This window comes from Streptomyces sp. NPDC090127 (genome assembly GCF_044746945.1).
Classification (GTDB): domain Bacteria; phylum Actinomycetota; class Actinomycetes; order Streptomycetales; family Streptomycetaceae; genus Streptomyces.
In genome coordinates this window covers 563,540-586,262 of sequence record NZ_JBIVDE010000001.1, presented here as the reverse complement: position 1 = coordinate 586,262, position 22,723 = coordinate 563,540, and the positions used below count along the sequence as shown (strand labels likewise).

Below are 22,723 nucleotides of genomic sequence, written 5' to 3'. Positions count from 1 at the left end.
CTGGTCAAGACCCCGCCCCGCGTCGTGATACCTTAAAGACACAACGACGCGGGGTGGAGCAGCTCGGTAGCTCGCTGGGCTCATAACCCAGAGGTCGCAGGTTCAAATCCTGTCCCCGCTACTGAAGACAAGGGCCCGGATCCTTCAGGATCCGGGCCCTTGTCGTTGTTTCACCCATCGCGCGACGCCCCGAAGACCGGTCGGGATGGGGCGAGTTGGGGCGGAACGTGTTTGACTTATCTCTCTGTGGGCATGTCGACAAAACGCTGAAGTGACCTCACTGGCTGCGGTATACCAGGTGTACGCGCGTTGCGGGTGGTGCGACGATGGTTTTTATGGGGGACAGGGCAACTCTGTTGGAGACAGGGCGGTTTGTGCAGCGGCACGCCCGGCGGGCCGCGGATGACATCATCGAGGCCGCGGAGGCCGTCGATGCGGCCGTCGACACCACCACCGCCGAGAGCGAGACGGAGACCGAGACCGAGGCACGTCACCGGCGCGCCGCCGAGAACGGCGACACGTCGTCGATGAGCCTGCTCGGCGCGCTGCTGCTGCGCCGCGGCGACCTGGACGGAGCCGAGCCGTATCTGCGCGGCGCCACCGCCGAGGGCGACCGCGCCGCCGCCAACAACCTGGGCGTCCTGCTGCACCAGCGGGGGTACGCCGACGAGGCCGCCGGCTGGTGGCGGGTCGCCGCCGTCGCGGGCTCCGCGCCCGCCGCGCACGCCCTCGGCCGGTACCACCGCGAGCACGGCGACGAGCCCGCCGCCGAGTACTGGCTGCGGCAGTCCGCCGAGCAGGGCCACGCCCTGGGCGCGTACGCCCTCGCCGATCTGCTGGAGCACCGCAGCGACGTCGGCGCCGAGCGCTGGCTCCGTGCCGCCGCCGAGCAGGGCCACCGCGAGGCCGCGTACCGCCTGGCCCTGGCCCTGGAGCGGCGCGCGACCCAGACGCCCGACGGGGAGCCGGGCGAGGCCGAGCAGTGGTTCCGGCAGGCCGCCGCGCGCGGTCACCGCCGGGCCGCGCTGCACCTCGGCGCGATCCTGGAGAAGCGCGGCGAGCTCAAGGAGGCCGGCCGCTGGTACCTGAGCTCCGCAAAGGAGGGCGAGGCCAAGGCCGCCTGCGCGCTCGGCTTCCTGCTGCGCGACGCAGGGGACGAGGAGAGCGCCGCCGTGTGGTGGCTGCGAGCCGCCCAGGACGGCGACGGCAACGCCGCCAACGCGCTCGGCGCCCTGCACGCCGCCCGGGGCGAGCAGCAGACCGCCGAGCGCTGGTACCGCGCCGCCATGGACGCGGGTGACGTCAACGGGGCGTACAACCTCGGGCTGCTCTGTGCCGCCCAGGACCGCAACCAGCAGGCCGAGCAGTGGTACCGCCGCGCCGCCTACGCCGGGCACCGCGAGGCCGCCAACGCGCTCGCCGTGCTGCTCCTGCAGGCCGGTGACGCGAACGGCGCCGAGCCCTGGTTCTCCAAGGCCGCCGAGGCCGGCAGCGTCGACGCGGCCTTCAACCTCGGCATCCTCTACGCGGGTCGCGACGACGACCGCTCCGCGCTCACCTGGTACGAGCGCGCGGCGGCCGCCGGGCACACCGAGGCCGCCCTCCAGGTCGGCATCGCCGGCCTCCGCGACGGCGACGAGCAGTCCGCCGAGCGCCACCTGCGGTGCGCGGCGGGCGGCGGCAGCGCCGAGGCGGCGTTCCGGCTGGCGACCGTCCTCGACGCGCGCCGCCCCGAGCCCGGCCCGCCGGCGCTCGGCGCCCCGCGCGAGGAGAAGAGCGAGTGCGAGGAGTGGTACGAGCGCGCCGCCGAGCAGGGGCACCGGCGCGCCCAGGTGCGGGTGGGCATGCTGGCCGCCGCTCGCGGAGACGTGGCGGAGGCGGCCCACTGGTACCGGGAGGCCGCGGAGGCGGGCAGCCGTAACGGCGCCTTCAACCTCGGCCTGCTCCTGGCCCGCGAGGGCAGCGAGCGCGAGGCCGCCCTCTGGTGGACCCGCGCCGCCCGCGCCGGGCACGGCCGCGCCGCGCTGCGGCTCGCGCTGCTCGCGGCGCGGCGCGGCGAGCTGACCGAGGGGCGGCGCTGGTGCGCCCGGGCCGTGGAGCTCGGGCCGGCGGAGGTGGCCGAGCGAGCCGCGCGGCTGAGCGAGGCGCTGCACCAGGAACTGACCGCCTAGCGGGCGGTGGGGAAGCGATTTGCGCTGGTCGTGGGCGTCCCGTAAGGTTGGGTTCACCGACGCGGGGTGGAGCAGCTCGGTAGCTCGCTGGGCTCATAACCCAGAGGTCGCAGGTTCAAATCCTGTCCCCGCTACTCAGTAGCAACGAAGGCCCGGATCCAGTTCATGGATCCGGGCCTTCGTCGTACTGCGCGCCCGGGCTGGCGTACGAGAAAGGCCCCCACCGAGGTGGGGGCCTTTCTCGTGCTAAGACGCTCAGGCCGTCGCCGCGCAGTTCGGGCAGATGCCCCGGTACGTGACCTCGACGCCGGAGATCGTGAAACCGAAGCGCTCCGAGTCCGGCAGGTCCGACAGCGGGTTCCCGGCCGGGTGGACGTCACGGATCGCTCCGCAGCCGCCGCAGACCAGGTGCTGGTGGGGGCGGTGGGCGTTCGGGTCGTACCGCTTGGCGCGGCCGTCCGTCGCCACCTCCATGACCTCACCGAGCGTGACCATCTCGCCCAGCGTGTTGTAGACCGTCGCCCGGGAGATCTCCGGCAGCCGGTCCACCGCGCGGGCGTGCACCTCGTCGGCGGTCAGGTGGACGTGGTCTCCGTCGAGCACCTCGGCCACGACGCGCCGCTGCGCGGTCATTCGCCAGCCGCGGCCGCGCAGTCGTTCCAACAGGTCACTCATAAGGACCAGCCTAACAGCGAGGGGGCCGAGGTCCCGAACAGGTGTGACTTTGGATGACACCTTGATTTGGACATTGTCCAGTGTAGGGTCGAGGTGGCTTCGGTGAGCAGCTGGAGGCCGCGGTCCAGGCCCTGCGCGGCCGAGGGCGCTTGCCGGGGAGAAGGGGCGGGCCGGGTTTCCGTACGCCCGTACGGAAACCCGGCCCGCTCCGGTGTCGGCCCGCCGGTGTCGGTGTCAGCCCGCCAGCGTCGCCGCGGGCCGGTGCGTCGGGGTCCAGCAGCGGATGATGTCCCGTACGGAGACGATGCCGACCGGCCCGTGTCCGTCCAGCACGACGAGATGGCGGAAGCCGCCGTGGGTCATGGCCGCGGCCGCCTCCTCCAGGGTCCAGGTGGGCGCGGCGAAGACGACGTCGGTGGTGGTGTGCGCACTCGCGGTCTCGTGGTCGGGGTTCTGGTCGGCGCCGATCGAGTTGAGGATGTCGCGCTCGGTGAGGATGCCGAAGCCGCCGGCGTCGGTGTCGTGGACGACGGCCGCGCCGATGCGGCGCGCCGACATCAGCCGGGCGGCCTGGCGGAGGGTGTGGGCGGGGCCGATGGTGAGGACCACCGTGCTCATGGCGTCACGGACGAGCATGAAAGGAGCCACCTCCTTCGTGGGTTCGTTCCCGTCTTCAACGAGAACGAATTCACAAGTTCACAAGTGGGGGGACTCTCAGAGTGGCAGCAGGTGGGGAGTGCGACAAGAGGGCGCGCGAGGCGCCTCCCGGGGGCGCGCGATGCGCCCTGGGTGGCGCCTGTCAGCTCTCCTGGTTCAGGTAGCTCAGCAGTTCGCCGTGGAGCAGGCCGTTCGAGGCGGCCGCGTTGCCGCTGTGCGGGCCGTGCCGTCCGTCGAGGCCGGTGAACGTGCCGCCCGCCTCCTGGACCACGATCGCCGTCGCCGCCATGTCCCAGAGCGACAGCTCGGGCTCGGCGCACAGGTCCACCGCACCCTCGGCGACCAGCATGTACGGCCAGAAGTCGCCGTACGCCCGGGTCCGCCAGCACGCGCGCGTGAGATCGAGGAAGCCGTCGAGGCTGCCCCGCTCCTCCCAGCCGCTCAGCGAGGAGTACGCGAACGAGGCGTCGCCCAGCTCGCCGACCTTCGAGACGTGGATCCGCGTCGCCGAGGTGAGGCTGCGGCCCGTGTACGCGCCCGAGCCCTTCGCCGCCCACCAGCGCCGACCGAGCGCCGGCGCCGAGACCACGCCCACCACCGGCTGGAACCCGGTCTCACCGGCCTCCATCAGCGCGATCAGGGTCGCCCAGACCGGCACCCCGCGCACGTAGTTCTTCGTGCCGTCGATCGGGTCGATCACCCAGCGGCGCGGGCCCGTGCCCTCCACGCCGTACTCCTCGCCGAGGATCGCGTCACGCGGCCGCGCCCGCTGCAGCTGGCCGCGGATCAGCTCCTCCGCGGCCTTGTCCGCCTCGCTCACCGGCGTCATGTCCGGCTTGGTCTCGACCTTCAGGTCGAGGGCCTTGAACCGGTCCATGGTGGCCGCGTCGGCGGCGTCCGCGAGGACATGGGCGAGACGTAGATCATCGTGGTAATCGACCATGGTCGAAACTCTATCCCTCGAAGGGGCGTGGCCCCACGGGAGGCCTTGACAGTGCGTGGCGACCCGTCAACTCTGAGCGCAGAACCGTTCTGGCCGGGAGGCGACGATGCCGACTGCCCGTGAGGCCCTGTTGAACGCCACCCTCGCGGCCCTCACGGGGCTGCCCTGGTCCGCCGTCCGGATGGTCGACGTCGCCTCCGCCGCGGGCGTCTCCCGGCAGACCCTCTACAACGAGTTCGGCAGCAAGGAGGGCCTGGCCAGGGCGCTCGTACGGCGCGAGGCCGACGCGTACCTCCAGGGCGTCGAGCGGGTCCTCGCCGCGCCCGCCCCGCTCCACCGGAACCTCGCCGCCGTCGCCGAGTGGACCGTCTCCCAGGCCTTCACCCGCCCCGTCCTGCGGGCCCTGCTCACCGGCTGCTGGGGCGAGCGGCTCCCCACGCCCCGCCCCGCGCGGGCCGGTGCCCGGGCCTCCGCGGTCCCGGCCCAGCGCCGCGCCGACGCGGGCGTGCCGTCCCCCGCCGACCTGCTCGGGCTCGCCCGCGACCGGGCCGCGCGGGCGCTGCACGGTGACGAGGGGGACGTACGGCGTTCCTGCGAGGTCGTCCTGCGGGTCGCGCTCTCGTACGTCGTCGCCCCGATGCCCGTGGTGTCCCCGCCCGGTACGGCGGAGGGTCAGTGGGCCGACCCCGAGAGCTGGAGCCCGATGACCCCGGCGATCACCAGCGTGATCGACACGATCTTCAGCGTGGACACCACGTCACCGAGGAAGATCATTCCGTAGATCGCCGTCCCGGCCGCGCCGATGCCGGTCCACACCGCGTACGCCGGGCCCACGTCGAGCTTGCGCAGGGCGAGCGTCAGGAGCCCGAAGCTGCCGAGGGCGAAACAGGCGAAGGCGATCGTCGGCCAGAGGCGGGTGAATCCGTGCGAGAGCTTGAGGCAGACCGCGAACCCCGTCTCCAGGAATCCGGCGACCACCACCAGCAGCCAGGCCATCGTCAGTGCCTCCCACGCCGTTGGTGACTGCTTCGTCGCACTTGGTGCGATTATGCACGTGCCGGTACGCGCGGGGCGCAAACGTGCGCGACTCAGTCGCCCTCGCGTCGCTCCCGCGTGGCGAGCAGGCGCCGCAGCGAATACAGCCGCGCCGGATCGGCGTGCCCCTCGGCGACCCAGGCGTCCAGCGCGCACTCCGGCTCGTCGTGGCTGCAGGCCCGCGGACAGTTCTCCGTGCCGGGCACGAGATCGGGGAAGGCCAGGATCACCCGCGACGGGTCCACGTGGTGGAGGCCGAAGGAGCGCACGCCGGGAGTGTCGATCACCCAGCCGCCCTCCTTGTCGTCGAGCGGGAGGGCGAGCGCCGAGGTGGTGGTGTGCCTACCGCGACCCGTCACCGCGTTCACATGGCCGGTGCTCCGCCGCCGGTCCTCCGGGACCAAGGCGTTGACCAGGGTCGTCTTGCCGACGCCGGAGTGGCCGACGAAGGCGGTGGTGCGGCCCTTGAGGTGCTCGTGGACCCGCTCGGCGGCGACGCCGTCCACGAACTCGTCGCGCGTCGTGACGACGTACGGCACGCCCAGCGCGCCGTACATCTCCAGGAGCTCGTCGGGCTCGGCCAGGTCCGACTTGGTCAGGACGAGGAGCGGGGTCAGGCCGCCGTCGTACGCGGCGACCAGACAGCGGTCGATCAGCCGGGGGCGCGGCTCGGGGTCGGCGAGCGCGGTGACGATCGCCAGCTGGTCGGCGTTGGCGACGACCACCCGCTCGAACGGGTCGTCGTCGTCGGCCGTACGGCGGAGCACGGAGCTGCGTTCACCGATCCGCACGATCCGGGCCAGCGTGTCCTTCTCGCCGGACAGATCGCCCACGAGCGAGACCCGGTCGCCGACGACCGCGGCCTTGCGGCCCAGCTCGCGCGCCTTCATCGCCAGGACGATCCGGTCGTCGAGGAGGACCGTGAGCCGGCCCCGGTCCACGGTCAGGACCATGCCCTCGACCGCGTCCTCGTGCTTGGGACGGATGCTGGTGCGGGGACGGTTGCCCTTGCGGTTGGGCCGCTGGCGGATGTCGTCCTCGTCGGTGTGCTTGCCGTAACGCCGCATGGCTCAGGCTCCGAGCATTTCGGTCCACATCCTGGGGAAGTCGGGCAAGGTCTTGGCCGTCGTCGCCACGTTCTCGATCTCCACGCCCTCGACCGCGAGGCCGATGATCGCGCCGGCCGTCGCCATCCGGTGGTCGTGGTACGTGTGGAAGGCCCCGCCGTGCAGCGGGCGCGGGCGGATGACCAGCCCGTCCTCGGTCTCGGTCACGTCGCCGCCGAGCTCGTTGATCTCCTTGGTGAGCGCGGCGAGTCGGTCCGTCTCGTGCAGTCGCAGATGGGCGACGCCGCGCAGCGTCGACGGCGAGTCGGCGAGCGCCGCGACCGCCGCGATGCCGGGGGTCAGCTCGCCGACCTCGCTCAGGTCCACGTCGATGCCGTGGATCCGGCCGGTGCCGGTGAAGGTGAGACCCGCCTCGGTCAGCTCGCAGGAGCCACCCATCTCGGTGAAGATCTCCCGCAGCGCGTCACCGGGCTGGGTGGTCCTGGCCGGCCAGTCGGGGACCGTCACCCGGCCGCCGGTGACCAGGGCCGCGGCCAGGAACGGCTGGGCGTTCGACAGGTCCGGCTCGACCGTCAGGTCCCGGCCGAGCAGCGCGGACGGCGAGACGCGCCAGACGTTCGGCTCGCCGCCGGTCTCCGGCTCGTCGACCTGGGCGCCGACCTGGCGGAGCATGTCGACCGTCATCCGGATGTGCGGCATGGAGGGCAGCTTCGTGCCCACGTGGCGTACCTCCACCCCCTGGTTGAAGCGGGGCGCCGAGAGCAGCAGGGCGCTGACGAACTGGGAGGACGAGGAGGCGTCGATCTCCACCGGGCCGCCTTCGAGCGCCCCGGCGCCGTGCACGGTCATCGGCAGCGCGCCGCGCCCGTCGTCGTCGATCCGGGCGCCGAGTGCGCGCAGCGCGTCGATCACGCCGTGCAGCGGGCGTTCGTGGGACCGGGCGTCACCGTCGAAGTCCACCGGGCCGTCGGCGAGGGCCGCCACCGGCGGCAGGAACCGCATGACCGTTCCGGCGTTGCCGACGTCCACGGCCGCCGGGCCGCGCAGCCCGGCCGGGATGATCCGCCAGGCCTCGCCCGTGCCGTCCGGGCCGACGCCTTCCTCGATCTTCACGCCCAGCGTGCGCAGGGCCTCGGCCATCAGGAGCGTGTCACGGGAGCGCAGCGGGCGGCGCAGCCAGCCCGGCTCGGCGGCGAGCGCGGCGAGGACCAGACCGCGGTTGGTGACCGACTTCGATCCGGGCACGGTGACGGTGGCGTCGACGGCACCGCCGGCGAGCGGCGCGGGCCAGAGATCGGTGTGCGGGTCGGCGTGCGAGGAGGTATCGGTCATGCCCCTCACTTTAGTGGGGCACGCGGGCGCTACAGCCCGAGCAGCCAGCGGCCTCCGCCGATCAGGGAGCAGATCGAGACCGCGTGGAAGAAGAAGAGCCAGAGCGCCGGGGGGACATGGGTGAGGCGGGCGAGCTGGTCGGCGTCCGAGTCCGGCGCCCCGCCGTGCCGTCGCTTGGCCTGGAGCTCGAAGACCGGGCGCACCCCGCCGAGGAGCAGGAACCAGACGACGGCGTACGCGAAGGCGGCCTGCACCTGCGGGCCGGTGAGCCAGGAGACCAGCAGGAACGCGGCGCCCGTGAGCAGCACGGTGAAGATCCCGTACGCGTTCCGGACCATCACCAGCATGGCGAGCAGCAGCGCGGTCGCGAGCCACAGCAGGAGCGTGATCCGGTGGTCGGCGAGCAGCCAGGCGCCACCCAGGCCGAGCAGCGGGGCGGCGGTGTAGCCGGCGGTGGCGGTGAGGATCATGCCGATGCCGGTCGGGCGACCGCGCGAGACGGTGAGGCCGCTGGTGTCCGAGTGCAGCCGGATGGACTGCAGACGGCGGCCGGTGACGAGGGCGACGAGGCCGTGACCGCCCTCGTGGGCGATGGTGACGGCGTTGCGGGACAGTCGCCATATCGCGCGGGGGAGGGTGACGGCGAGCGCGGCGACGGCGGTGGCGATCACCAGCCACTCGTCGGGGGCGGGCTGGGTGCCGAGGACTTCGGTCATGGTGTGGACGGTCTCCTCGGGTGGGTCGTGGACCGTGGCAGTGTGGCACGTATGTGCGGACGGTTTGCAGCGAGTCGGAGGCCCGAGGACCTCGTGGAGGCCTTCGGGGTCGAGAAGTGGGAGCCCGAGGAGACCCTGGCCCAGGACTGGAACGTGGCCCCGACGAAGGAGGTCTACGCGGTTCTGGAGCGTCCTCTGAAAGACGCGGAATCACGGCGGCCGGTTCGCCAGCTGCGGAGACTGAGATGGGGCCTCGTGCCGTCGTGGGCGAAGAGCCCGGAGGGCGCGGCCCGGATGATCAACGCGCGCGCCGAGACGCTGGCGGAGAAGCCGTCCTTCAAGAGCGCCTTCGCCGCGCGGCGGTGCCTCCTGCCGGCCGACGGTTACTACGAGTGGGTGACGGGCGCCGGGGAGCGGGAGCTGGAGGTCGAGGGGAGGAGGAAACGGGCGCGGAAGCAGCCGTACTTCGTGACCCCGGCGGACGGGTCGGTCTTCGCGATGGCCGGGCTGTACGAGTTCTGGCGCGACCGGACCCTGCCGGACGACCATCCGGCGGCGTGGTGGGTGACGTGTTCGGTCGTCACGACGGAGGCGGAGGCGGGGCCGCTGGGGGTCGCCCCGGAGGAGGGGCCCGGCTCGCTGGCGGAGATCCACCCCCGGATGCCGTTGATGCTCACCCCGGACCGCTGGGACGCGTGGCTGGACCCGCGCCGCACGGACGTGGACGAACTCCAGGGCCTGCTGACGGCGCCGCCGGAGGGGCTGATGCGGGCGTACCCGGTGGCGACGGCGGTCAGCAACGTCCGCAACAACGGCCCGGAGCTGCTCGCGGAGCTGGAGGGCCCGGAGCTGGCGACGCTGTTCTGAGGCCGGGGGCCTCTCGCCGCCGCCCCGGCCCTTGCCGAGACCCCGCCGGGGCGGGAGCCGTCGAGCGCGGTGGTCGGGAGCGGGAGAGCCCTGGCTGTGCGGCTCCGTGAGCGTGGGGGCTTCGTCGTGTCGTGGGGGGACCGCACCATGGCGGTATGACGCGTAGCGAAGACGTGGTGACCGAGGCCGGGGATGCCCGGATCCATTGGTATCCCGGCGAGAAGGCCTGGGGTGTGCTGGCCCTGTCGCACGGGGCCGGGGGCGGGATCGAGGCGCGGGACCTCCAGGCACTGGCCGGTGCGTTGCCCGCGCAGGGGGTGACCGTCGCCCTGGTGGAGCAGCCGTGGCGGGTCGCCGGGAAGAAGGTCGCCCCCGCGCCGAAGACCCTGGACGCCGGCTGGCGCGGGCTCTGGCCGGCGCTCGCCGAGCCCGGTCTGCCGGTGATCGCCGGAGGCCGCAGCGCGGGGGCCCGGGTCGCCTGCCGGACCGGCGAGGAGCTCGGCGCCGCCGCCGTCCTCGCCCTGGGCTTCCCGCTCCACCCGCCGGGCAGGCCCGAGAAGAGCCGGGCCGACGAACTGCTCGGCACCGGCCTGCCCACCCTCGTCGTCCAGGGCGGCAACGACTCCTTCGGGAAGCCCGAGGAGTTCCCCGAAGGGGCGTACCGCCTCGTCGAGGTGCCGTTCGGCGACCACGGCTTCGCCGTCGCCAAGCGCGCCCCCGTCACCCCGGACGAGACCCTCGGTCTCATCGTCCGGGAGGTCTCCGCGTGGATCGCGTCACTCCGCTCCTGAGCCCGGGAATGCGGGGCACGCGACGACGGTTGTGAGGCATGTCGGTGTGAGAGCAAGGAAGAGGGAGTCCGTCGCATGGGTTCGACCATCTGCCCGGAGCGTGTGCAGGCCGCTGACCTCGACTGGACAGTGCTGCCGGCTCCGAAGAGCGGCCCTATTCGGGCGGCGGGCGGAGCGGTTCCTCGTCTATCCTCCGAATCGAGCGGGTCCGCCTTCGGATTCGCCGCAGCGTTGGAGGAGGTGGGTCCGGTCACTGGGACCGACACAGGGACCGACGACGGCCCCGAGGAGACGACCGCGGAGCGCAACGCGCGCTTCGAGCGGGACGCTCTCGGCTACCTCGACCAGATGTACTCCGCCGCGCTGCGCATGACGCGTAACCCCGCGGACGCCGAGGACCTGGTGCAGGAGACGTACGCCAAGGCGTACGGCTCGTTCCACCAGTTCCGCGAGGGTACGAATCTGAAGGCCTGGCTGTACCGCATCCTCACCAACACCTTCATCAACTCGTACCGCAAGAAGCAGCGTGAGCCCCAGCGCAGCGCCGCCGAGGAGATCGAGGACTGGCAGCTCGCCCGCGCCGAGTCGCACATGTCGACCGGACTGCGGTCCGCCGAGTCCCAGGCCCTCGACCACCTGCCGGACTCCGACGTCAAGGCGGCGCTCCAGGCGATCCCCGAGGAATTCCGCATCGCGGTCTATCTCGCCGATGTCGAGGGCTTTGCGTACAAGGAGATCGCGGACATCATGGGGACACCCATCGGTACGGTGATGTCCCGACTGCACCGGGGACGCCGTCAGTTGCGCGGCATGCTCGAGGACTACGCCCGCGACCGCGGGCTGGTGCCCGCGGGCGCCGGAGAGTCGTCGAACGATCGGAAAGGCTCGGGCTCATGAGCTGCGGAGAGCCGCACGAGACGGACTGCTCAGAGGTCCTGGATCATCTCTACGAGTTCCTCGACAGAGAGATGCCCGACAGTGACTGCACCAAGTTCGAGGTGCACTTCGAGGAGTGCTCCCCGTGCCTGGAGAAGTACGGCCTGGAGCAGGCGGTGAAGAAGCTCGTCAAGCGCTGCTGCGGCAGTGACGACGTCCCCACCGACCTGCGGGCCAAGGTGATGGGCCGGATCGACCTGATCCGTTCGGGTGAGCTGGTGCCCGAGCAGGACATCACGGCGACCGCCCAGGAGTAACCCCGTCGGCAGACGAAGGGCCGCCGCGACGCGTTCGCGGCGGCCCTCACGCATACATCAGCTTGTATCACCCGATGGTGCGAATCGGCTGTCGCGGGCCCGCTCACCCTGCTCAACTCGCTAGCGTGACAGCCGTGATGGGCGTGAAGGCGATTCCACCGGCGGCACGTGTCTCCATCGGCTGCGCCCTTCTCACCGCCGCCGCGTGCGTCGCCCCCGCTCTCCGCCCCGGCGCGGACACCCCCTGGGGCACCGTCGCGCTCCTCGCCGGCCTCTACGCGCTCTGCGAGCTGCCCGCCCGCTGCCGGGTCCTCGACCGGGTGCTCGGCGGCTCGGCGCCCATGAGGGCCGGTTCCTTCTTCCCCGTCCTGCTCGCCTCCGCCCTCCTCCTCCCGCCCTCCGCCGCCGCCCTCACCGCGCTGCCCGGGGCCCTCCTCGCCCGGGTGGAGCAACGGCCGGCGGGTGTACGCCGGGCCTGGCGGACGGCCCAGCTGCTGATCGCCGTCCCGGCCGCCGCACTGGCCGCCGGCGCCCTGGGGAGCCGCGAGGCCCTCGGCCACGGGGCGCACGCCCCCGACTTCCCGTACGCCCTGCTCCCGGCGGCCGCCTCCGCGCTCACCTTCTGCCTGGTCCTGACGGCCCTCGACGGCGGGATCCGGGTCGCCGCCGAGCGGATCCCGCCGGGCACCGCCTGGCGCGGGACCCTCGGCCGGACGCTCGCCCCGCACGCGGTGCACGGCCTCGCCGGGCTGATGATGGCGGTGCTCTGGCGGAGCACGTACGGGCCCGTCGCCGCGCTCTTCGTCCTGCTGCCGATGTACATCTCCTGCTGGGTCTTCGCCCAGTACCACCGCGAGCGCGCCGCGCACCAGGCGACGATCCGCGCGCTCGTGCAGGCCGTCGACATCAAGGACCGGTACACGCGCGGGCACAGCGAACGGGTGGGCCGCGCCTCGGTGCTGATCGCCCATGAGCTCGGCATGGCGGAGGAGCGCCTGGAGATCCTCCGCTTCGCGGGGATCCTGCACGACGTGGGCAAGCTCGGCGTGCCGACCAGGATCCTGCGGAAGGACGGGCCGCTGACGCCGGAGGAGCGCCGGATCATCGAGCTGCACCCCGAGTACGGACACGAGATGGTTCGGGGGATCGGTTTCCTCGGGGAGGCGCGGGCGGCGATCCTGCACCACCACGAGAAGCTGGACGGCAGCGGCTACCCGTACGGGCTCAGCGGGGAGCAGATCCCCGAATTCGCCCGGGTGGTGGCGGTCGCCGACGCCTTCGACGCGATGACCTCGACCCGCTCCTACAGCCGGGGCCGGCCGGTGGCGGTGGCGGTGGCGGAGCTGGAGCGGTGCGCGGGCAGCCACTTCGACCCCCGGATGGTGGCCGCCCTCGTCCAGGCACTGGACCGGCACGGCTGGCAGACGGCGGTGACGGCGGACGAGCCCTGCCCGCCCGGAACGGCCCCCACAAGGGGGCGTGAGCCCGGCGCCTCGGGCGCCCCGCGCGTCCCCGCACCAGGGGCCCCTTCGGCTCCGGCGGCACCCTCAGCGGCCCCTTCGGCTCCGGCGGCACCTTCGGCCCCCTCCGCACCAGCGGCCCCCTCCGCCCCTTCGGCCCCCTCCGCGCCGCCGGCCGCCGTCCAGGCGCCCCGTGCGTCCGCCGGCCCGCCCCCGACCGACGCCGACGCCCCCGCCCCCGTCGGCGCGCGTGCGCCGGCCGCCCGGCCCGCCGCGCCCCGCGCGCACGTCCCGCCCGGGGGCCGCGCGTGAGGGCCGGTGCCCCGATCGTCGGGGTCGTCCGCGGAACCGCCCTCGCGCTCACCGTCGCCGGGTTCGGGGCCACGCTGTGGAGCGGGGTGAGCGAGCCCGGGAACGCGCTCGCGTTCGGCGTGCTCATCGCGCTCGGCGAGCTCGCCCGCTGGGGCGCCCTGCCCGGGGACCGGGAACCCGCGCCGCTCGCCACCGCGGGAGCCCTCGCGTACGCCCTGCTCGGCGAGCAGGCGGGGAACACGACCACCCACGGCGTGCTCCAGATCATCGCCGTCGTCGTGGCCGGCGGCCTCGTCGGGATGGTGCCGCACATCGCCAGAGGCGTGGGGCCCGACCTCGACCACCAGGCCCGCCGCATCCTCACCGTCGGCTTCGCCGCCCTCTGCTTCCAGCCGCTGTACAACTCCGGCGAGGTCGCCGACCGCCTCGGCCGCGGCCCCGCCTACGCCCTCTTCCTGGTCCTCCTCCTCGTTCTCACCGCCCTGTGCGACGCCGTCCTCGCCGCCCTCATGCTCCGCGCCCGCACCGCCCCCCGCAGCGCCCTGCGGCGCCCGGGCGGGGGCGGCCCCGGCGAAGGCAGGGGCAGCACCCCCGTTCCGTACGGCCCCCTCCTCCGCGACGAGCTGCGGGCCCTGCTCGGCATCGGCTCAGCCGTCTGCGCCACCGGCGCCGTCATGGCCCTCGGCGTGGCCGCCGCCGGCCTCTGGGCGCTGCCCGTCTTCTGCGTACCGCTGCTGCTCACCCAGGTCTCCTTCCGGCGGTACGCGGCGGTGCGCACCACCAACCGGCAGACCATCGCCTCGCTCGCCCGCGCCACCGAGATCGCCGGCTGCACCCCGCCCGGCCACGCCCACCGCGTCGCCGCGCTCAGCGCCGCCGTCGGGCGCGAGCTGGGCCTCTCCGGGCCCGACCTGACCGTCCTGGAGTACGCCGCCTTCATGCACGACATCGGGCAGCTCTCCCTCGTCGACCCCGTCCCCGACGGCGCCACCGCCCTCCTCCCGGCCGAGGAACAGCGCCGGATCGCGCTCCTCGGCGGCGCCGTCGTGCGGCAGACCGGCGTCCCCGCCGCCGTGGCCGTCGTCGTGGAGCGGCAGGCCGACCCGTACCGCGACCAGCCGCTGCCCGCCCGGATCGTCCGCACCGTCAACGCCTACGACGACCTCGCGGGCGCCGGTGCCGGCGGGGCGCTGACCGCCCTCGAACGGCTCCGGCTCTCCACCGCCCGCGACCACCATCCGGAGGTGGTGGAATCCCTCGCCCGAGTCCTGGCGAGGGGCGGTGTGACCGGGGGCATCGCCCCCGTCCCTCCTGGGTAACCCATGGGTAATGAGCGCGCGTCCAACCGGGCATGGTTGGATGCGAACAAGAGGGTGAAGCGACCGGCAGGCGGGAATCGTGAGGATCTTCGGGAAGGTACGGCATCGGCCCTCCGCCTCGTGGCGGCAGGCCACCGACCGCGCGTTCACGCTGATCGGCGACGGCCGGTACGAGGACGCGGGCGCGCTGCTCACGCGCGCGGCGGATCTGGAGCCCTGGCTCTCGGAGTCCTGGTTCAACCTGGCGCTGCTGCACAAGTTCCGGCACGACTGGGAACAGGCCAGGGCCGCCGGGCTGCGCGCCGTCGCGCTGCTCGACAAGGAGACCGGCGCTCCCGACTGGTGGAACGTCGGCATCGCCGCCACCGCGCTCCAGGACTGGCCGCTGGCCCGCCGGGCCTGGCAGGCGTACGGACTGAAGGTGCCCGGGGCCTCCGCGGGCACCGGCGAGCCCGCCGGGATGGAGCTGGGCAGCGCCGCCGTCCGGCTCTCGCCCGAGGGCGAGGCCGAGGTCGTGTGGGGGCGCAGGCTCGACCCCGCGCGGATCGAGGTGCTCTCCATCCCGCTGCCGTCCTCCGGCCGCCGCTGGGGCGAGGTCGTCCTGCACGACGGCGTGCCCAACGGCGAGCGCACGACCACCGCCGGGCCCTCGTACCCCGTCTTCGACGAGATCGAGCTGTGGGCCCCCTCGCCGGTCCCCACCTGGGTGGTCCTCCTGGAGGCCGCCACCGAGGCCGACCGGGACGCCCTGGAGCAGCTCGCGGCCGACGCCGGGTTCGCCGCCGAGGACTGGTCCTCGTCGGTGCGGCTGCTCTGCCGGGCCTGTTCCGAGTCGACGATGCCCAGCGCCGAGGGCGAGGGCGAGCACCTGGACCCGCACGACCACAGCGAGCCGGGGCACCCCGGTCCGCTCGGCCACCGCTCGCCCGGCGAGCTCTGGGTCCCCGAGCGGGAGTGCGGGATCGCCGCGCCCGTGGGCCTGGTCCGTGGGCTGCTCGACGGCTGGGTGGCCGACAGCCCGGACAGCCGGGAGTGGCGCGATCTCGAAGAGGTCTGCTGATCCTTCTGCTGATTCCGCCCAGATCCTGCCCTTAGGCTGTACGGGACCATTGACTGGGGTTCTGAGGAAGGCGTGCGGCGGAAATGGCGCAGCAGGAGACTGACGAGCAGATCAACGACGGTTTCGTCGTCGACACGGAGGACTGCGAGGCGCGTGAGCTCGCGTACCGCGAGCGCGGCACGGCGCGACCGATCACCGTCGTCGGCAATCCGGTGCTGCACCGGGAGTGCAAGGACGTCACCGAGTTCGACGACAAGCTCGCCGCGCTGATCGACGACATGTTCGCCAGCCAGAAGGCCGCCGAGGGCGTGGGCCTGGCCGCGAACCAGATCGGTGTCGACCTCAAGGTCTTCGTCTACGACTGCCCCGACGACGAGGGCGTCCGGCACACCGGCGTCGTCGTCAACCCGGTGCTCCAGGACCTGCCGGCCGAGCGCCGCAACCTGGACGACTCCAACGAGGGCTGCCTCTCCGTCCCGACCGCGTACGCCTCGCTGGCCCGCCCGGACTTCGCCGAGGTGCACGGCCAGGACGCCCAGGGCAACGCGATCAAGGTCCGGGGCACCGGCTACTTCGCCCGCTGCCTCCAGCACGAGACGGACCACCTGTACGGCTTCCTGTACATCGACAAGCTCTCCAAGCGGGACCGCAAGGACGCCCTGCGCCAGATGGAGGAGGGCACTCCGCGCTACGAGACCGTCGCGAACGACTGATCCCGTACGCGCTGATCCCGTACCCGCTGTCCCGTACCCGCGCGCGTACGACGAAGGGCCCCGCTCCCCCGAGCGGGGCCCTTCGTCGCGTACGACCCGGAGCTAGAAGTCCTCGTCCAGGTCCACCGAGCCCTCGACCGCCACCTGGTAGGCGGACGGCCGGCGCTCGAAGAAGTTCGTCAGCTCCTGGACGCCCTGGAGCTCCATGAACCCGAAGGGGTTCTCGGAGCCGTAGACCGGGGCGAAGCCGAGGCGGACCAGGCGCTGGTCGGCGACGCACTGGAGGTACTCGCGCATCGACTCGGTGTTCATGCCCGGCAGGCCGTCGCCGCACAGGTCGCGGCCGAACTGGAGCTCCGCCTCCACGGCCTCCTTCAGCATGTCGGTGACCTGCTGCCGGAGCGCGTCGTCGAAGAGCTCCGGCTCCTCCTTGCGGACGGTGTCCACGACCTCGAAGGCGAAGTTCATGTGCATCGTCTCGTCGCGGAACACCCAGTTGGTGCCGGTCGCGAGACCGTGCAGCAGACCGCGCGACCGGAACCAGTACACGTAGGCGAAGGCGCCGTAGAAGAACAGGCCCTCGATGCACGCCGCGAAGCAGATCAGGTTCAGCAGGAAGCGGCGGCGGTCGGCCGCCGTCTCCAGGCGGTCGATCTTCTCGACGGAGTCCATCCACCTGAAGCAGAACTGCGCCTTCTCGCGGATGGAGGGGATCTCCTCGACCGCGTCGAAGGCCGCGGCGCGGTCGTCCGGGTCGGGCAGGTAGGTGTCGAGCAGCGTCAGATAGAACTGGACGTGCACGGCCTCCTCGAACAGCTGCCGCGACAGGTAGAGGCGCGCCTCGGGCGAGTTGATGTGCTTGTAGAGCGTCAGGACCAGGTTGTTCGAGACGATCGAGTCGCCCGTCGCGAAGAACGCGACCAGACGGCCGATCATGTGCTGCTCGGCCGGGGTCAGCTTGGCGAGGTCGGCGACGTCCGAGTGGAGGTCGACCTCCTCCACGGTCCAGGTGTTCTTGATCGCGTCCCGGTAGCGCTCGTAGAAGTCCGGGTAGCGCATGGGGCGGAGGGTCAGCTCGAAGCCCGGGTCGAGCAGGTTCTTCTCGGTGTTCGGGGTGGACATTACTGGCAGGCCTCGCAGGACTCGGGGTTTTCCAGGGAGCAGGCGACCGCGTCGGGGTCGGTGGCCTGCTGGAGGGGGATGGGGGCGGTGGCGGCCGTCGAGGCCTGGGCCGCGCGGGCGATCCGCGTCGCGGGACGGGAGCGCAGGTAGTACGTCGTCTTCAGGCCCTGCTTCCAGGCGTACGCGTACATCGACGACAGCTTGCCGATCGTCGGCGTCTCCAGGAACAGGTTCAGCGACTGCGACTGGTCCAGGAACGGGGTGCGGGCCGCCGCCATGTCGATCAGGCCGCGCTGCGGGATCTCCCACGCCGTCCGGTACAGCTCGCGCACCTCGGCCGGGACCCAGGTGAAGCCGGCCACCGAGCCGTTGGACTCGCGCAGCGCCTCACGGGTCTGCGCGTCCCAGACGCCGAGCCGCTTCAGCTCCTGCACCAGGTACGAGTTGACCTGGAGGAACTCGCCCGACAGCGTCTCGCGCTTGAACAGGTTGGAGACCTGCGGCTCGATGCACTCGTACACGCCGGCGATCGAGGCGATCGTCGCCGTCGGCGCGATGGCGAGCAGCAGGCTGTTGCGCATGCCGACGGCGGCGATCCGCTCGCGCAGCGCGGCCCAGCGCTCGGGCCAGTTGAGCTCGACGTCGTAGTGGTCGGGGTGCAGGACACCGCGCGCCGCGCGGGTCTTCTCCCAGGCCGGCACCGGGCCGTTGCGCTCGGCGAGGTCGGTGGACGCCTCGTACGCGGCGAGCATGATGCGCTCGGCGATCCGGGTGGACAGCGCGCGCGCCTCGGGGGAGTCGAACGGCAGCTTCAGCTGGAAGAAGACGTCCTGGAGGCCCATCGCGCCCAGGCCCACCGGGCGCCAGCGGGCGTTGGAGCGGCCCGCCTGCTCGGTCGGGTAGAAGTTGATGTCGACGACCCGGTCGAGGAAGGTGACGGCCGTGCGGACCGTCTCGTCCAGCCGGTCCCAGTCGATGTCCCCGCCGGTGACGAAGGCGCCCAGGTTGACCGAACCCAGGTTGCAGACCGCGGTCTCGCCGTCGTCCGTGACCTCCAGGATCTCCGTGCAGAGGTTGGAGGAGTGGACCGTGTGGCCCGGCTCGGCGGTCTGGTTGGCCGTACGGTTCGAGGCGTCCTTGAAGGTCATCCAGCCGTTGCCGGTCTGGGCCAGGGTCCGCATCATCCGGCCGTACAGGTCACGGGCCGGCATGGTCTTGCGGGCCAGGCCCTTCGCCTCGGCGGCGCGGTACGCGGCGTCGAACTCGTCGCCCCACAGGTCGACCAGCTCGGGCACGTCCGCAGGGGAGAACAGCGACCACTCGGCGTCGGCGTTGACCCGGCGCATGAACTCGTCCGGGATCCAGTGCGCGAGGTTCAGGTTGTGCGTACGCCGGGCGTCCTCACCGGTGTTGTCGCGCAGTTCGAGGAACTCCTCGATGTCCGCGTGCCAGGTCTCCAGGTAGACCGCGGCCGCGCCCTTGCGCCGCCCGCCCTGGTTCACGGCCGCCACCGAGGCGTCCAGCGTCTTCAGGAACGGCACGATGCCGTTGGAGTGGCCGTTGGTGCCGCGGATCAGCGAACCGCGGGCGCGGATGCGGGAGTACGAGAGGCCGATGCCGCCCGCGTGCTTCGAGAGCCGCGCGACCTGGTGGTACCGGTCGTAGATGGAGTCCAGCTCGTCCTGCGGGGAGTCCAGCAGGTAGCAGGAGGACATCTGCGGGTGGCGGGTGCCGGAGTTGAAGAGCGTGGGGGAGGAGGGCAGGTAGTCGAGCCGGCTCATCAGCCTGTACAGCGCGGCGACCTCGTCGAGGGCGCGGACGCTGTCGTCCTCGGCGAGACCCGCGGCGACGCGGAGCATGAAGTGCTGCGGGGTCTCGATCACCTTGCGGGTGATCGGGTGGCGCAGGAGGTAGCGCGAGTAGAGGGTGCGCAGACCGAAGTAGCCGAAGCGGTCGTCCGCGGCGCCGTCGACGAGCGCGTCGAGGCGCTCGGCGTGCAGCGTCACGAAGTCGGCGGTGCGGTCGGCGATCAGGCCCTCGCGGTGCCCGACGGCGACCGATGCGGAGAAGCGGACCGAACCCTGGGAGGCCGCCTCGTCCGCGACCGTGATCGTGAGCAGCCGGGCGGCGAGCCGGGAGTAGGCGGGGTCCTCGGCGATGAGGGCCGCGGCCGCCTCGGTGGCCAGCTCGCGCAACTCCGCCTCGTCCGAACCGGCGTTGCGGCCGCGCAGCGCGGCGGCGGCGACCCTGCCGGGGTCGGTGTCGGGGAGGTCGGCGGTGAGGTGGGTCAGGGTCCGCAGAAGCACGGTCCCGGGTCCGTCGCTCTCGTTACCGTCGCTCTCGATCGCTGCGGCCGGATCGGCGGGCGCGATGGTCACGTGGGGCTCTCCCTCGCTCGGCTCGGGGCCGGCGGGTGGAGGCGGGCGGCGGCCCTCCCCGTACGCAGGGCAAGGCCGCGCCACGGCCCACTCCGCGAGGCCCGGACGTCTGTGGCACCCGGAACGGAAGGACCGGGCGCGCTGTCGGCAGGTCTTCGGACTCACCAGGCGGACGAAGCCATCAAAAGCACACCGTTGCGGGACAGTTCCGGATTCGCACCGGATTCCCCTGCGGCGACAGCGAGCACGAGCATACATGTGGGGGGCGCCGCTCGTGGCACCCCCCACATGTTGTGTCGCCCGCGAATTCGTCCGGGAATCCGGGAATACTCCGGGATCAGAGCTCCAGCGCGTAGGTGAGCAGCGGATGGAGGTCCGGAATCGGCGACCAGTCCCGCTCCGGGGTCCGTACGAACCCCATCCGCTCGTATATCCGGTGCGCGGCGACCATCCCCGGGTCGGTCGACAGCACCACCCGGGCGCAGCCGGGGATCGCCCGTGCCCGCTCCACGCAGAACCGGACGAGCGCCTCGCCGGTGCCCCGGCCGCGCGCCTCCGGGGCGACCACCAGCATCCGGAACTCGGCCTCGTGGGCCTGCGCCACGTCCGCCCACCGGGTGCCGCCCGGCACGAAGGTCACACCGCCGAGGATCCGGCCCGTCCCGTCGTCGGCGACGAGCACCTCGGCCTCCGCGGCCCGCCCGGCCACGTCGGCGAGGACGGGCAGGTACGGGTCGTCCGCGCCGAGGAAGAGCAGCCCGTCGTCCAGGTAGGTCCCGGCCGTCAGCGCGCCGAGCGTCTCGTACTCGTCGGGCCGTACCGCCCTGATCGTGATGTCCATGGCAGGCAGTCTGCCCGAGGGGGACGGCGAAGGGCCCGGGGTTTCCTGGTGGAAACCCCGGGCCCTCGCGTGGTGCGGGTACCGCGTCGGGTGCGTCGACGGCGTCAGTGCGTGTCGGCGGTGACCTTCGGCATCTCCTTGTCGACACCCGGGTCGCCCGCGTCCGCCGTGTAGTCCGACGGCGAGGTCTCGTCCACGCCCTCGGGCGCCTTCAGGGCCTTCAGGACGAAGGTGAGGACGACGGTGACGACCATGTTGATCACGAAGGCGGTGAGGCCGATGTAGCCGATCTCGCCGATGCCCGGGATCTCGGCGGACGAACCGCCGAAGTGCTTCTGGGTCGGGCTCGCCACGCCGTAGGCCGCCGCCGTGCCGTAGACCATGCCCACGGCCCAGCCGGCGAGGAGTGCCCAGCGGTGGAACCAGCGGGTGAACAGACCGCCGACCAGGGCCGGGAGGGTCTGCAGGATCCAGATGCCGCCGAGCAGCTGGAAGTTGATCGCGACGGTCTTGTCCATGGTGAGGACGAAGGCCAGCGCGCCCACCTTCACCAGCAGCGACACCAGCTTGGACACCTTGGTCTCCTGCTCCGGAGTGGCGTCCGGCTTCAGGAAGTCCTTGTAGATGTTGCGGGTGAAGAGGTTGGCGGCGGCGATCGACATGATCGCGGCCGGCACCAGCGCGCCGATGCCGATGGCGGCGAACGCCACGCCCGCGAACCAGTCCGGGAACATGTTCTCGAACAGCTGCGGGATCGCCAGCTGGCCGTTGGAGACCTTGACCCCGGCGGCGATCGCCATGAACCCGAGCAGCGCGAGCAGCCCCAGCATCAGCGAGTACAGCGGCAGGATCGTGGTGTTGCGGCGGATCACGTCACGGCTGCGCGAGGAGAGCGTCGCCGTGATCGAGTGCGGGTACATGAAGAGCGCGAGCGCCGAGCCGAGCGCGAGCGTCGCGTAGCCCCACTGGCCCATCTCGTCCGGCACCAGCGCGCCGCGCGGCTTGTCGGTCGCCGGGTTGACCGTCGCGTACGCCTCGCCGGCCTTCGCGAAGATCTCGTCGAAGCCGCCCAGCTTGATCGGGATGTAGATGATCGCCACCGCGATGACGATGTAGATCAGGGTGTCCTTGACGAAGGCGATGAGCGCCGGGGCGCGCAGACCCGAGGAGTAGGTGTACGCCGCGAGGACACCGAAGGCGATGAGCAGCGGCAGGTCCTTGATGAACCAGTGCGTGTTCTCGCCGCCGCCGACGCCCATCACGTCCAGGACGGCCTGGATGCCGACCAGCTGGAGCGCGATGTACGGCATGGTGGCGAGGATGCCGGTGACGGCGACCGCGAGCGACAGGCTCTTGGAGCCGAAGCGGCCGCGGACGAAGTCCGAGGTGGTGACGTACCCGTGCTTGTGCGACACCGACCAGAGGCGGGGCAGGAAGGTGAAGATCAGCGGGTAGACCAGGATCGTGTACGGCACGGCGAAGAAGCCGGCCGCGCCCGCCGCGTAGATCGCCGCGGGGACGGCGACGAAGGTGTACGCGGTGTAGAGGTCGCCGCCGAGCAGGAACCAGGTGACCCAGGTGCCGAACGAACGGCCGCCGAGGCCCCACTCGTCGAGGCTCTGCTCGTTCTCCGCCCTGCGCCAGCGCGAGGCGAGGAAGCCCATGACCGTGACGGCCAGGAAGAAGAATATGAAGACGGCGAGTGCGACGCCGTTCACGCCGTCGTTCATCGCGACGCACCTGCCTTCCGGGCGCGCTGGTCACGCTGCCAGAGCTTGTACGCGATCATCGTCAGCGCGGTCGAGATGACCACCCACGCCATCTGGTACCAGTAGAAGAACGGGATACCGATGAAGGTCGGCTCGACCTTCGCGTACGAGCTCACCCAGAGCATCGCCACGAACGGGGCGCCCAGACAGATCGCCACGACGACCCGTAGGGGTGTGACGGTTGGTTGTCTTCCCTGCGTCTCCTGCGACATACGGCGGGCCGTCCCCTCGCTGATCACCTGTTGTAATGCGCAGGAAATCTAGGGGACGGGTTCGCCGTATGGAACCCCTGTCCGGATAAC

At 72.2% G+C, this 22,723-nt stretch carries 22 protein-coding genes, 2 tRNA genes and 1 riboswitch; of the genes, 12 read left to right on the top strand and 12 right to left on the bottom strand.

The features are described from left to right. Positions 1–47 precede the first annotated feature (47 nt). The 3 genes from ACIPPS_RS02580 (at position 48) to ACIPPS_RS02570 (ending at position 2,305) form a co-directional block, all read left to right on the top strand. Positions 48–121, top strand: a tRNA-Met gene (locus ACIPPS_RS02580). 205 nt (positions 122–326) lie between these two features. Further along, positions 327–2,171, top strand: coding sequence for a sel1 repeat family protein (locus tag ACIPPS_RS02575; protein WP_401425911.1), 1,845 nt, complete (start codon positions 327–329; stop codon positions 2,169–2,171). Positions 2,172–2,231: 60 nt separating this feature from the next. Beyond that, positions 2,232–2,305: transfer RNA gene (locus ACIPPS_RS02570), tRNA-Met, on the top strand. Between the two features lie 121 nt (positions 2,306–2,426). Here ACIPPS_RS02570 and ACIPPS_RS02565 read toward each other — a convergent pair. From ACIPPS_RS02565 to hisN, 3 genes are all read right to left on the bottom strand, one after another. Then, positions 2,427–2,846, bottom strand: a complete 420-nt coding sequence (locus ACIPPS_RS02565; RefSeq protein WP_401425909.1) for a Fur family transcriptional regulator — start codon at positions 2,844–2,846, stop codon at positions 2,427–2,429. Positions 2,847–3,080: 234 nt separating this feature from the next. After that, positions 3,081–3,482 carry a cyclic nucleotide-binding/CBS domain-containing protein gene (locus ACIPPS_RS02560; RefSeq protein WP_401425907.1) on the bottom strand — a complete coding sequence of 134 codons (402 nt, stop codon included), beginning with the start codon at positions 3,480–3,482 and terminating at the stop codon, positions 3,081–3,083. A gap of 163 nt (positions 3,483–3,645) precedes the next feature. Beyond that, a complete protein-coding gene (gene hisN, locus ACIPPS_RS02555) occupies positions 3,646–4,446 on the bottom strand; it encodes a histidinol-phosphatase (RefSeq protein WP_401425904.1) in 801 nt (266 codons plus the stop codon). 106 nt (positions 4,447–4,552) lie between these two features. Here hisN and ACIPPS_RS02550 point away from each other — a divergent pair, with 106 nt between their 5' ends. Beyond that, entirely contained in the window at positions 4,553–5,227 is a 675-nt protein-coding gene (locus tag ACIPPS_RS02550; RefSeq protein ID WP_401425901.1) for a TetR/AcrR family transcriptional regulator, read from the top strand. Here ACIPPS_RS02550 and ACIPPS_RS02545 read toward each other — a convergent pair. From ACIPPS_RS02545 to ACIPPS_RS02530, 4 genes are all read right to left on the bottom strand, one after another. Further along, entirely contained in the window at positions 5,119–5,442 is a 324-nt protein-coding gene (locus tag ACIPPS_RS02545; RefSeq protein ID WP_401425899.1) for a DMT family transporter, read from the bottom strand. The genes ACIPPS_RS02550 and ACIPPS_RS02545 overlap by 109 nt on opposite strands. Before the next feature lie 92 nt (positions 5,443–5,534). Further along, complete coding sequence (rsgA, locus tag ACIPPS_RS02540) at positions 5,535–6,548, bottom strand: ribosome small subunit-dependent GTPase A (protein ID WP_401425897.1); 1,014 nt, start codon at positions 6,546–6,548, stop codon at positions 5,535–5,537. A gap of 3 nt (positions 6,549–6,551) precedes the next feature. Then, the gene (gene aroA, locus ACIPPS_RS02535; RefSeq protein WP_401425894.1) at positions 6,552–7,880 is read right to left on the bottom strand and encodes a 3-phosphoshikimate 1-carboxyvinyltransferase; all 1,329 of its coding nucleotides are present in this window, start codon (positions 7,878–7,880) and stop codon (positions 6,552–6,554) included. A 29-nt stretch (positions 7,881–7,909) separates the two neighbouring features. Continuing rightward, positions 7,910–8,596, bottom strand: coding sequence for a M50 family metallopeptidase (locus tag ACIPPS_RS02530; RefSeq protein ID WP_401425892.1), 687 nt, complete (start codon positions 8,594–8,596; stop codon positions 7,910–7,912). Between the two features lie 51 nt (positions 8,597–8,647). On the opposite strand from ACIPPS_RS02530, the gene ACIPPS_RS02525 reads away from it, so the two are divergent. From ACIPPS_RS02525 to def, 8 genes are all read left to right on the top strand, one after another. Beyond that, a complete protein-coding gene (locus tag ACIPPS_RS02525; protein WP_401425890.1) occupies positions 8,648–9,463 on the top strand; it encodes an SOS response-associated peptidase in 816 nt (271 codons plus the stop codon). 155 nt (positions 9,464–9,618) lie between these two features. Further along, a complete protein-coding gene (locus ACIPPS_RS02520; protein WP_401425888.1) occupies positions 9,619–10,254 on the top strand; it encodes an alpha/beta family hydrolase in 636 nt (211 codons plus the stop codon). A gap of 240 nt (positions 10,255–10,494) precedes the next feature. Continuing rightward, complete coding sequence (locus ACIPPS_RS02515) at positions 10,495–11,151, top strand: sigma-70 family RNA polymerase sigma factor (RefSeq protein ID WP_315891252.1); 657 nt, start codon at positions 10,495–10,497, stop codon at positions 11,149–11,151. After that, positions 11,148–11,447, top strand: a complete 300-nt coding sequence (rsrA, locus tag ACIPPS_RS02510; RefSeq protein WP_362429149.1) for a mycothiol system anti-sigma-R factor — start codon at positions 11,148–11,150, stop codon at positions 11,445–11,447. Before ACIPPS_RS02515 ends, rsrA begins: the two co-directional genes overlap by 4 nt. A 143-nt stretch (positions 11,448–11,590) precedes the next feature. Next, positions 11,591–13,219 carry an HD-GYP domain-containing protein gene (locus ACIPPS_RS02505; RefSeq protein WP_401427173.1) on the top strand — a complete coding sequence of 543 codons (1,629 nt, stop codon included), beginning with the start codon at positions 11,591–11,593 and terminating at the stop codon, positions 13,217–13,219. After that, entirely contained in the window at positions 13,216–14,538 is a 1,323-nt protein-coding gene (locus ACIPPS_RS02500) for a metal-dependent phosphohydrolase (RefSeq protein ID WP_401425884.1), read from the top strand. Before ACIPPS_RS02505 ends, ACIPPS_RS02500 begins: the two co-directional genes overlap by 4 nt. A gap of 79 nt (positions 14,539–14,617) precedes the next feature. Beyond that, the gene (locus tag ACIPPS_RS02495) at positions 14,618–15,598 is read left to right on the top strand and encodes a hypothetical protein (protein ID WP_215065589.1); all 981 of its coding nucleotides are present in this window, start codon (positions 14,618–14,620) and stop codon (positions 15,596–15,598) included. Positions 15,599–15,681: 83 nt separating this feature from the next. After that, entirely contained in the window at positions 15,682–16,311 is a 630-nt protein-coding gene (def, locus tag ACIPPS_RS02490; RefSeq protein WP_401425881.1) for a peptide deformylase, read from the top strand. 102 nt (positions 16,312–16,413) lie between these two features. Here def and ACIPPS_RS02485 read toward each other — a convergent pair whose 3' ends face one another. From ACIPPS_RS02485 to ACIPPS_RS02465, 5 genes are all read right to left on the bottom strand, one after another. After that, positions 16,414–17,433, bottom strand: coding sequence for a ribonucleotide-diphosphate reductase subunit beta (locus ACIPPS_RS02485; protein WP_401425879.1), 1,020 nt, complete (start codon positions 17,431–17,433; stop codon positions 16,414–16,416). Beyond that, the gene (locus ACIPPS_RS02480; protein ID WP_401425876.1) at positions 17,433–19,811 is read right to left on the bottom strand and encodes a ribonucleoside-diphosphate reductase subunit alpha; all 2,379 of its coding nucleotides are present in this window, start codon (positions 19,809–19,811) and stop codon (positions 17,433–17,435) included. The genes ACIPPS_RS02485 and ACIPPS_RS02480 overlap by 1 nt, the downstream gene beginning before the upstream one ends. 128 nt (positions 19,812–19,939) lie before the next feature. After that, a riboswitch (cobalamin riboswitch) is annotated at positions 19,940–20,078 on the bottom strand. Positions 20,079–20,148: 70 nt separating this feature from the next. After that, on the bottom strand, positions 20,149–20,652 hold the full coding sequence (locus tag ACIPPS_RS02475) for a GNAT family N-acetyltransferase (RefSeq protein WP_401425874.1): 504 nt from the start codon (positions 20,650–20,652) through the stop codon (positions 20,149–20,151). 104 nt (positions 20,653–20,756) lie between these two features. Continuing rightward, entirely contained in the window at positions 20,757–22,382 is a 1,626-nt protein-coding gene (gene mctP, locus ACIPPS_RS02470; RefSeq protein ID WP_401425871.1) for a monocarboxylate uptake permease MctP, read from the bottom strand. Beyond that, positions 22,379–22,633, bottom strand: a complete 255-nt coding sequence (locus ACIPPS_RS02465) for a DUF3311 domain-containing protein (RefSeq protein ID WP_401425868.1) — start codon at positions 22,631–22,633, stop codon at positions 22,379–22,381. Before ACIPPS_RS02465 ends, mctP begins: the two co-directional genes overlap by 4 nt. Between the last annotated feature and the right edge of the window lie 90 nt (positions 22,634–22,723).

What these genes read in the sequence shown, in the direction of transcription:
- ACIPPS_RS02575 (WP_401425911.1), top strand. Translation starts at nt 327, where the DNA reads ATGGTTTTTATGGGGGACAGGGCAACTCTGTTGGAGACAGGGCGGTTT.
- ACIPPS_RS02565 (WP_401425909.1), bottom strand. Translation starts at nt 2,846, where the DNA reads ATGAGTGACCTGTTGGAACGACTGCGCGGCCGCGGCTGGCGAATGACC.
- ACIPPS_RS02560 (WP_401425907.1), bottom strand. Translation starts at nt 3,482, where the DNA reads ATGCTCGTCCGTGACGCCATGAGCACGGTGGTCCTCACCATCGGCCCC.
- hisN (WP_401425904.1), bottom strand. Translation starts at nt 4,446, where the DNA reads ATGGTCGATTACCACGATGATCTACGTCTCGCCCATGTCCTCGCGGAC.
- ACIPPS_RS02550 (WP_401425901.1), top strand. Translation starts at nt 4,553, where the DNA reads ATGCCGACTGCCCGTGAGGCCCTGTTGAACGCCACCCTCGCGGCCCTC.
- ACIPPS_RS02545 (WP_401425899.1), bottom strand. Translation starts at nt 5,442, where the DNA reads ATGGCCTGGCTGCTGGTGGTGGTCGCCGGATTCCTGGAGACGGGGTTC.
- rsgA (WP_401425897.1), bottom strand. Translation starts at nt 6,548, where the DNA reads ATGCGGCGTTACGGCAAGCACACCGACGAGGACGACATCCGCCAGCGG.
- aroA (WP_401425894.1), bottom strand. Translation starts at nt 7,880, where the DNA reads ATGACCGATACCTCCTCGCACGCCGACCCGCACACCGATCTCTGGCCC.
- ACIPPS_RS02530 (WP_401425892.1), bottom strand. Translation starts at nt 8,596, where the DNA reads ATGACCGAAGTCCTCGGCACCCAGCCCGCCCCCGACGAGTGGCTGGTG.
- ACIPPS_RS02525 (WP_401425890.1), top strand. Translation starts at nt 8,648, where the DNA reads ATGTGCGGACGGTTTGCAGCGAGTCGGAGGCCCGAGGACCTCGTGGAG.
- ACIPPS_RS02520 (WP_401425888.1), top strand. Translation starts at nt 9,619, where the DNA reads ATGACGCGTAGCGAAGACGTGGTGACCGAGGCCGGGGATGCCCGGATC.
- rsrA (WP_362429149.1), top strand. Translation starts at nt 11,148, where the DNA reads ATGAGCTGCGGAGAGCCGCACGAGACGGACTGCTCAGAGGTCCTGGAT.
- def (WP_401425881.1), top strand. Translation starts at nt 15,682, where the DNA reads ATGGCGCAGCAGGAGACTGACGAGCAGATCAACGACGGTTTCGTCGTC.
- ACIPPS_RS02485 (WP_401425879.1), bottom strand. Translation starts at nt 17,433, where the DNA reads ATGTCCACCCCGAACACCGAGAAGAACCTGCTCGACCCGGGCTTCGAG.
- ACIPPS_RS02475 (WP_401425874.1), bottom strand. Translation starts at nt 20,652, where the DNA reads ATGGACATCACGATCAGGGCGGTACGGCCCGACGAGTACGAGACGCTC.
- mctP (WP_401425871.1), bottom strand. Translation starts at nt 22,382, where the DNA reads ATGAACGACGGCGTGAACGGCGTCGCACTCGCCGTCTTCATATTCTTC.
- ACIPPS_RS02465 (WP_401425868.1), bottom strand. Translation starts at nt 22,633, where the DNA reads ATGTCGCAGGAGACGCAGGGAAGACAACCAACCGTCACACCCCTACGG.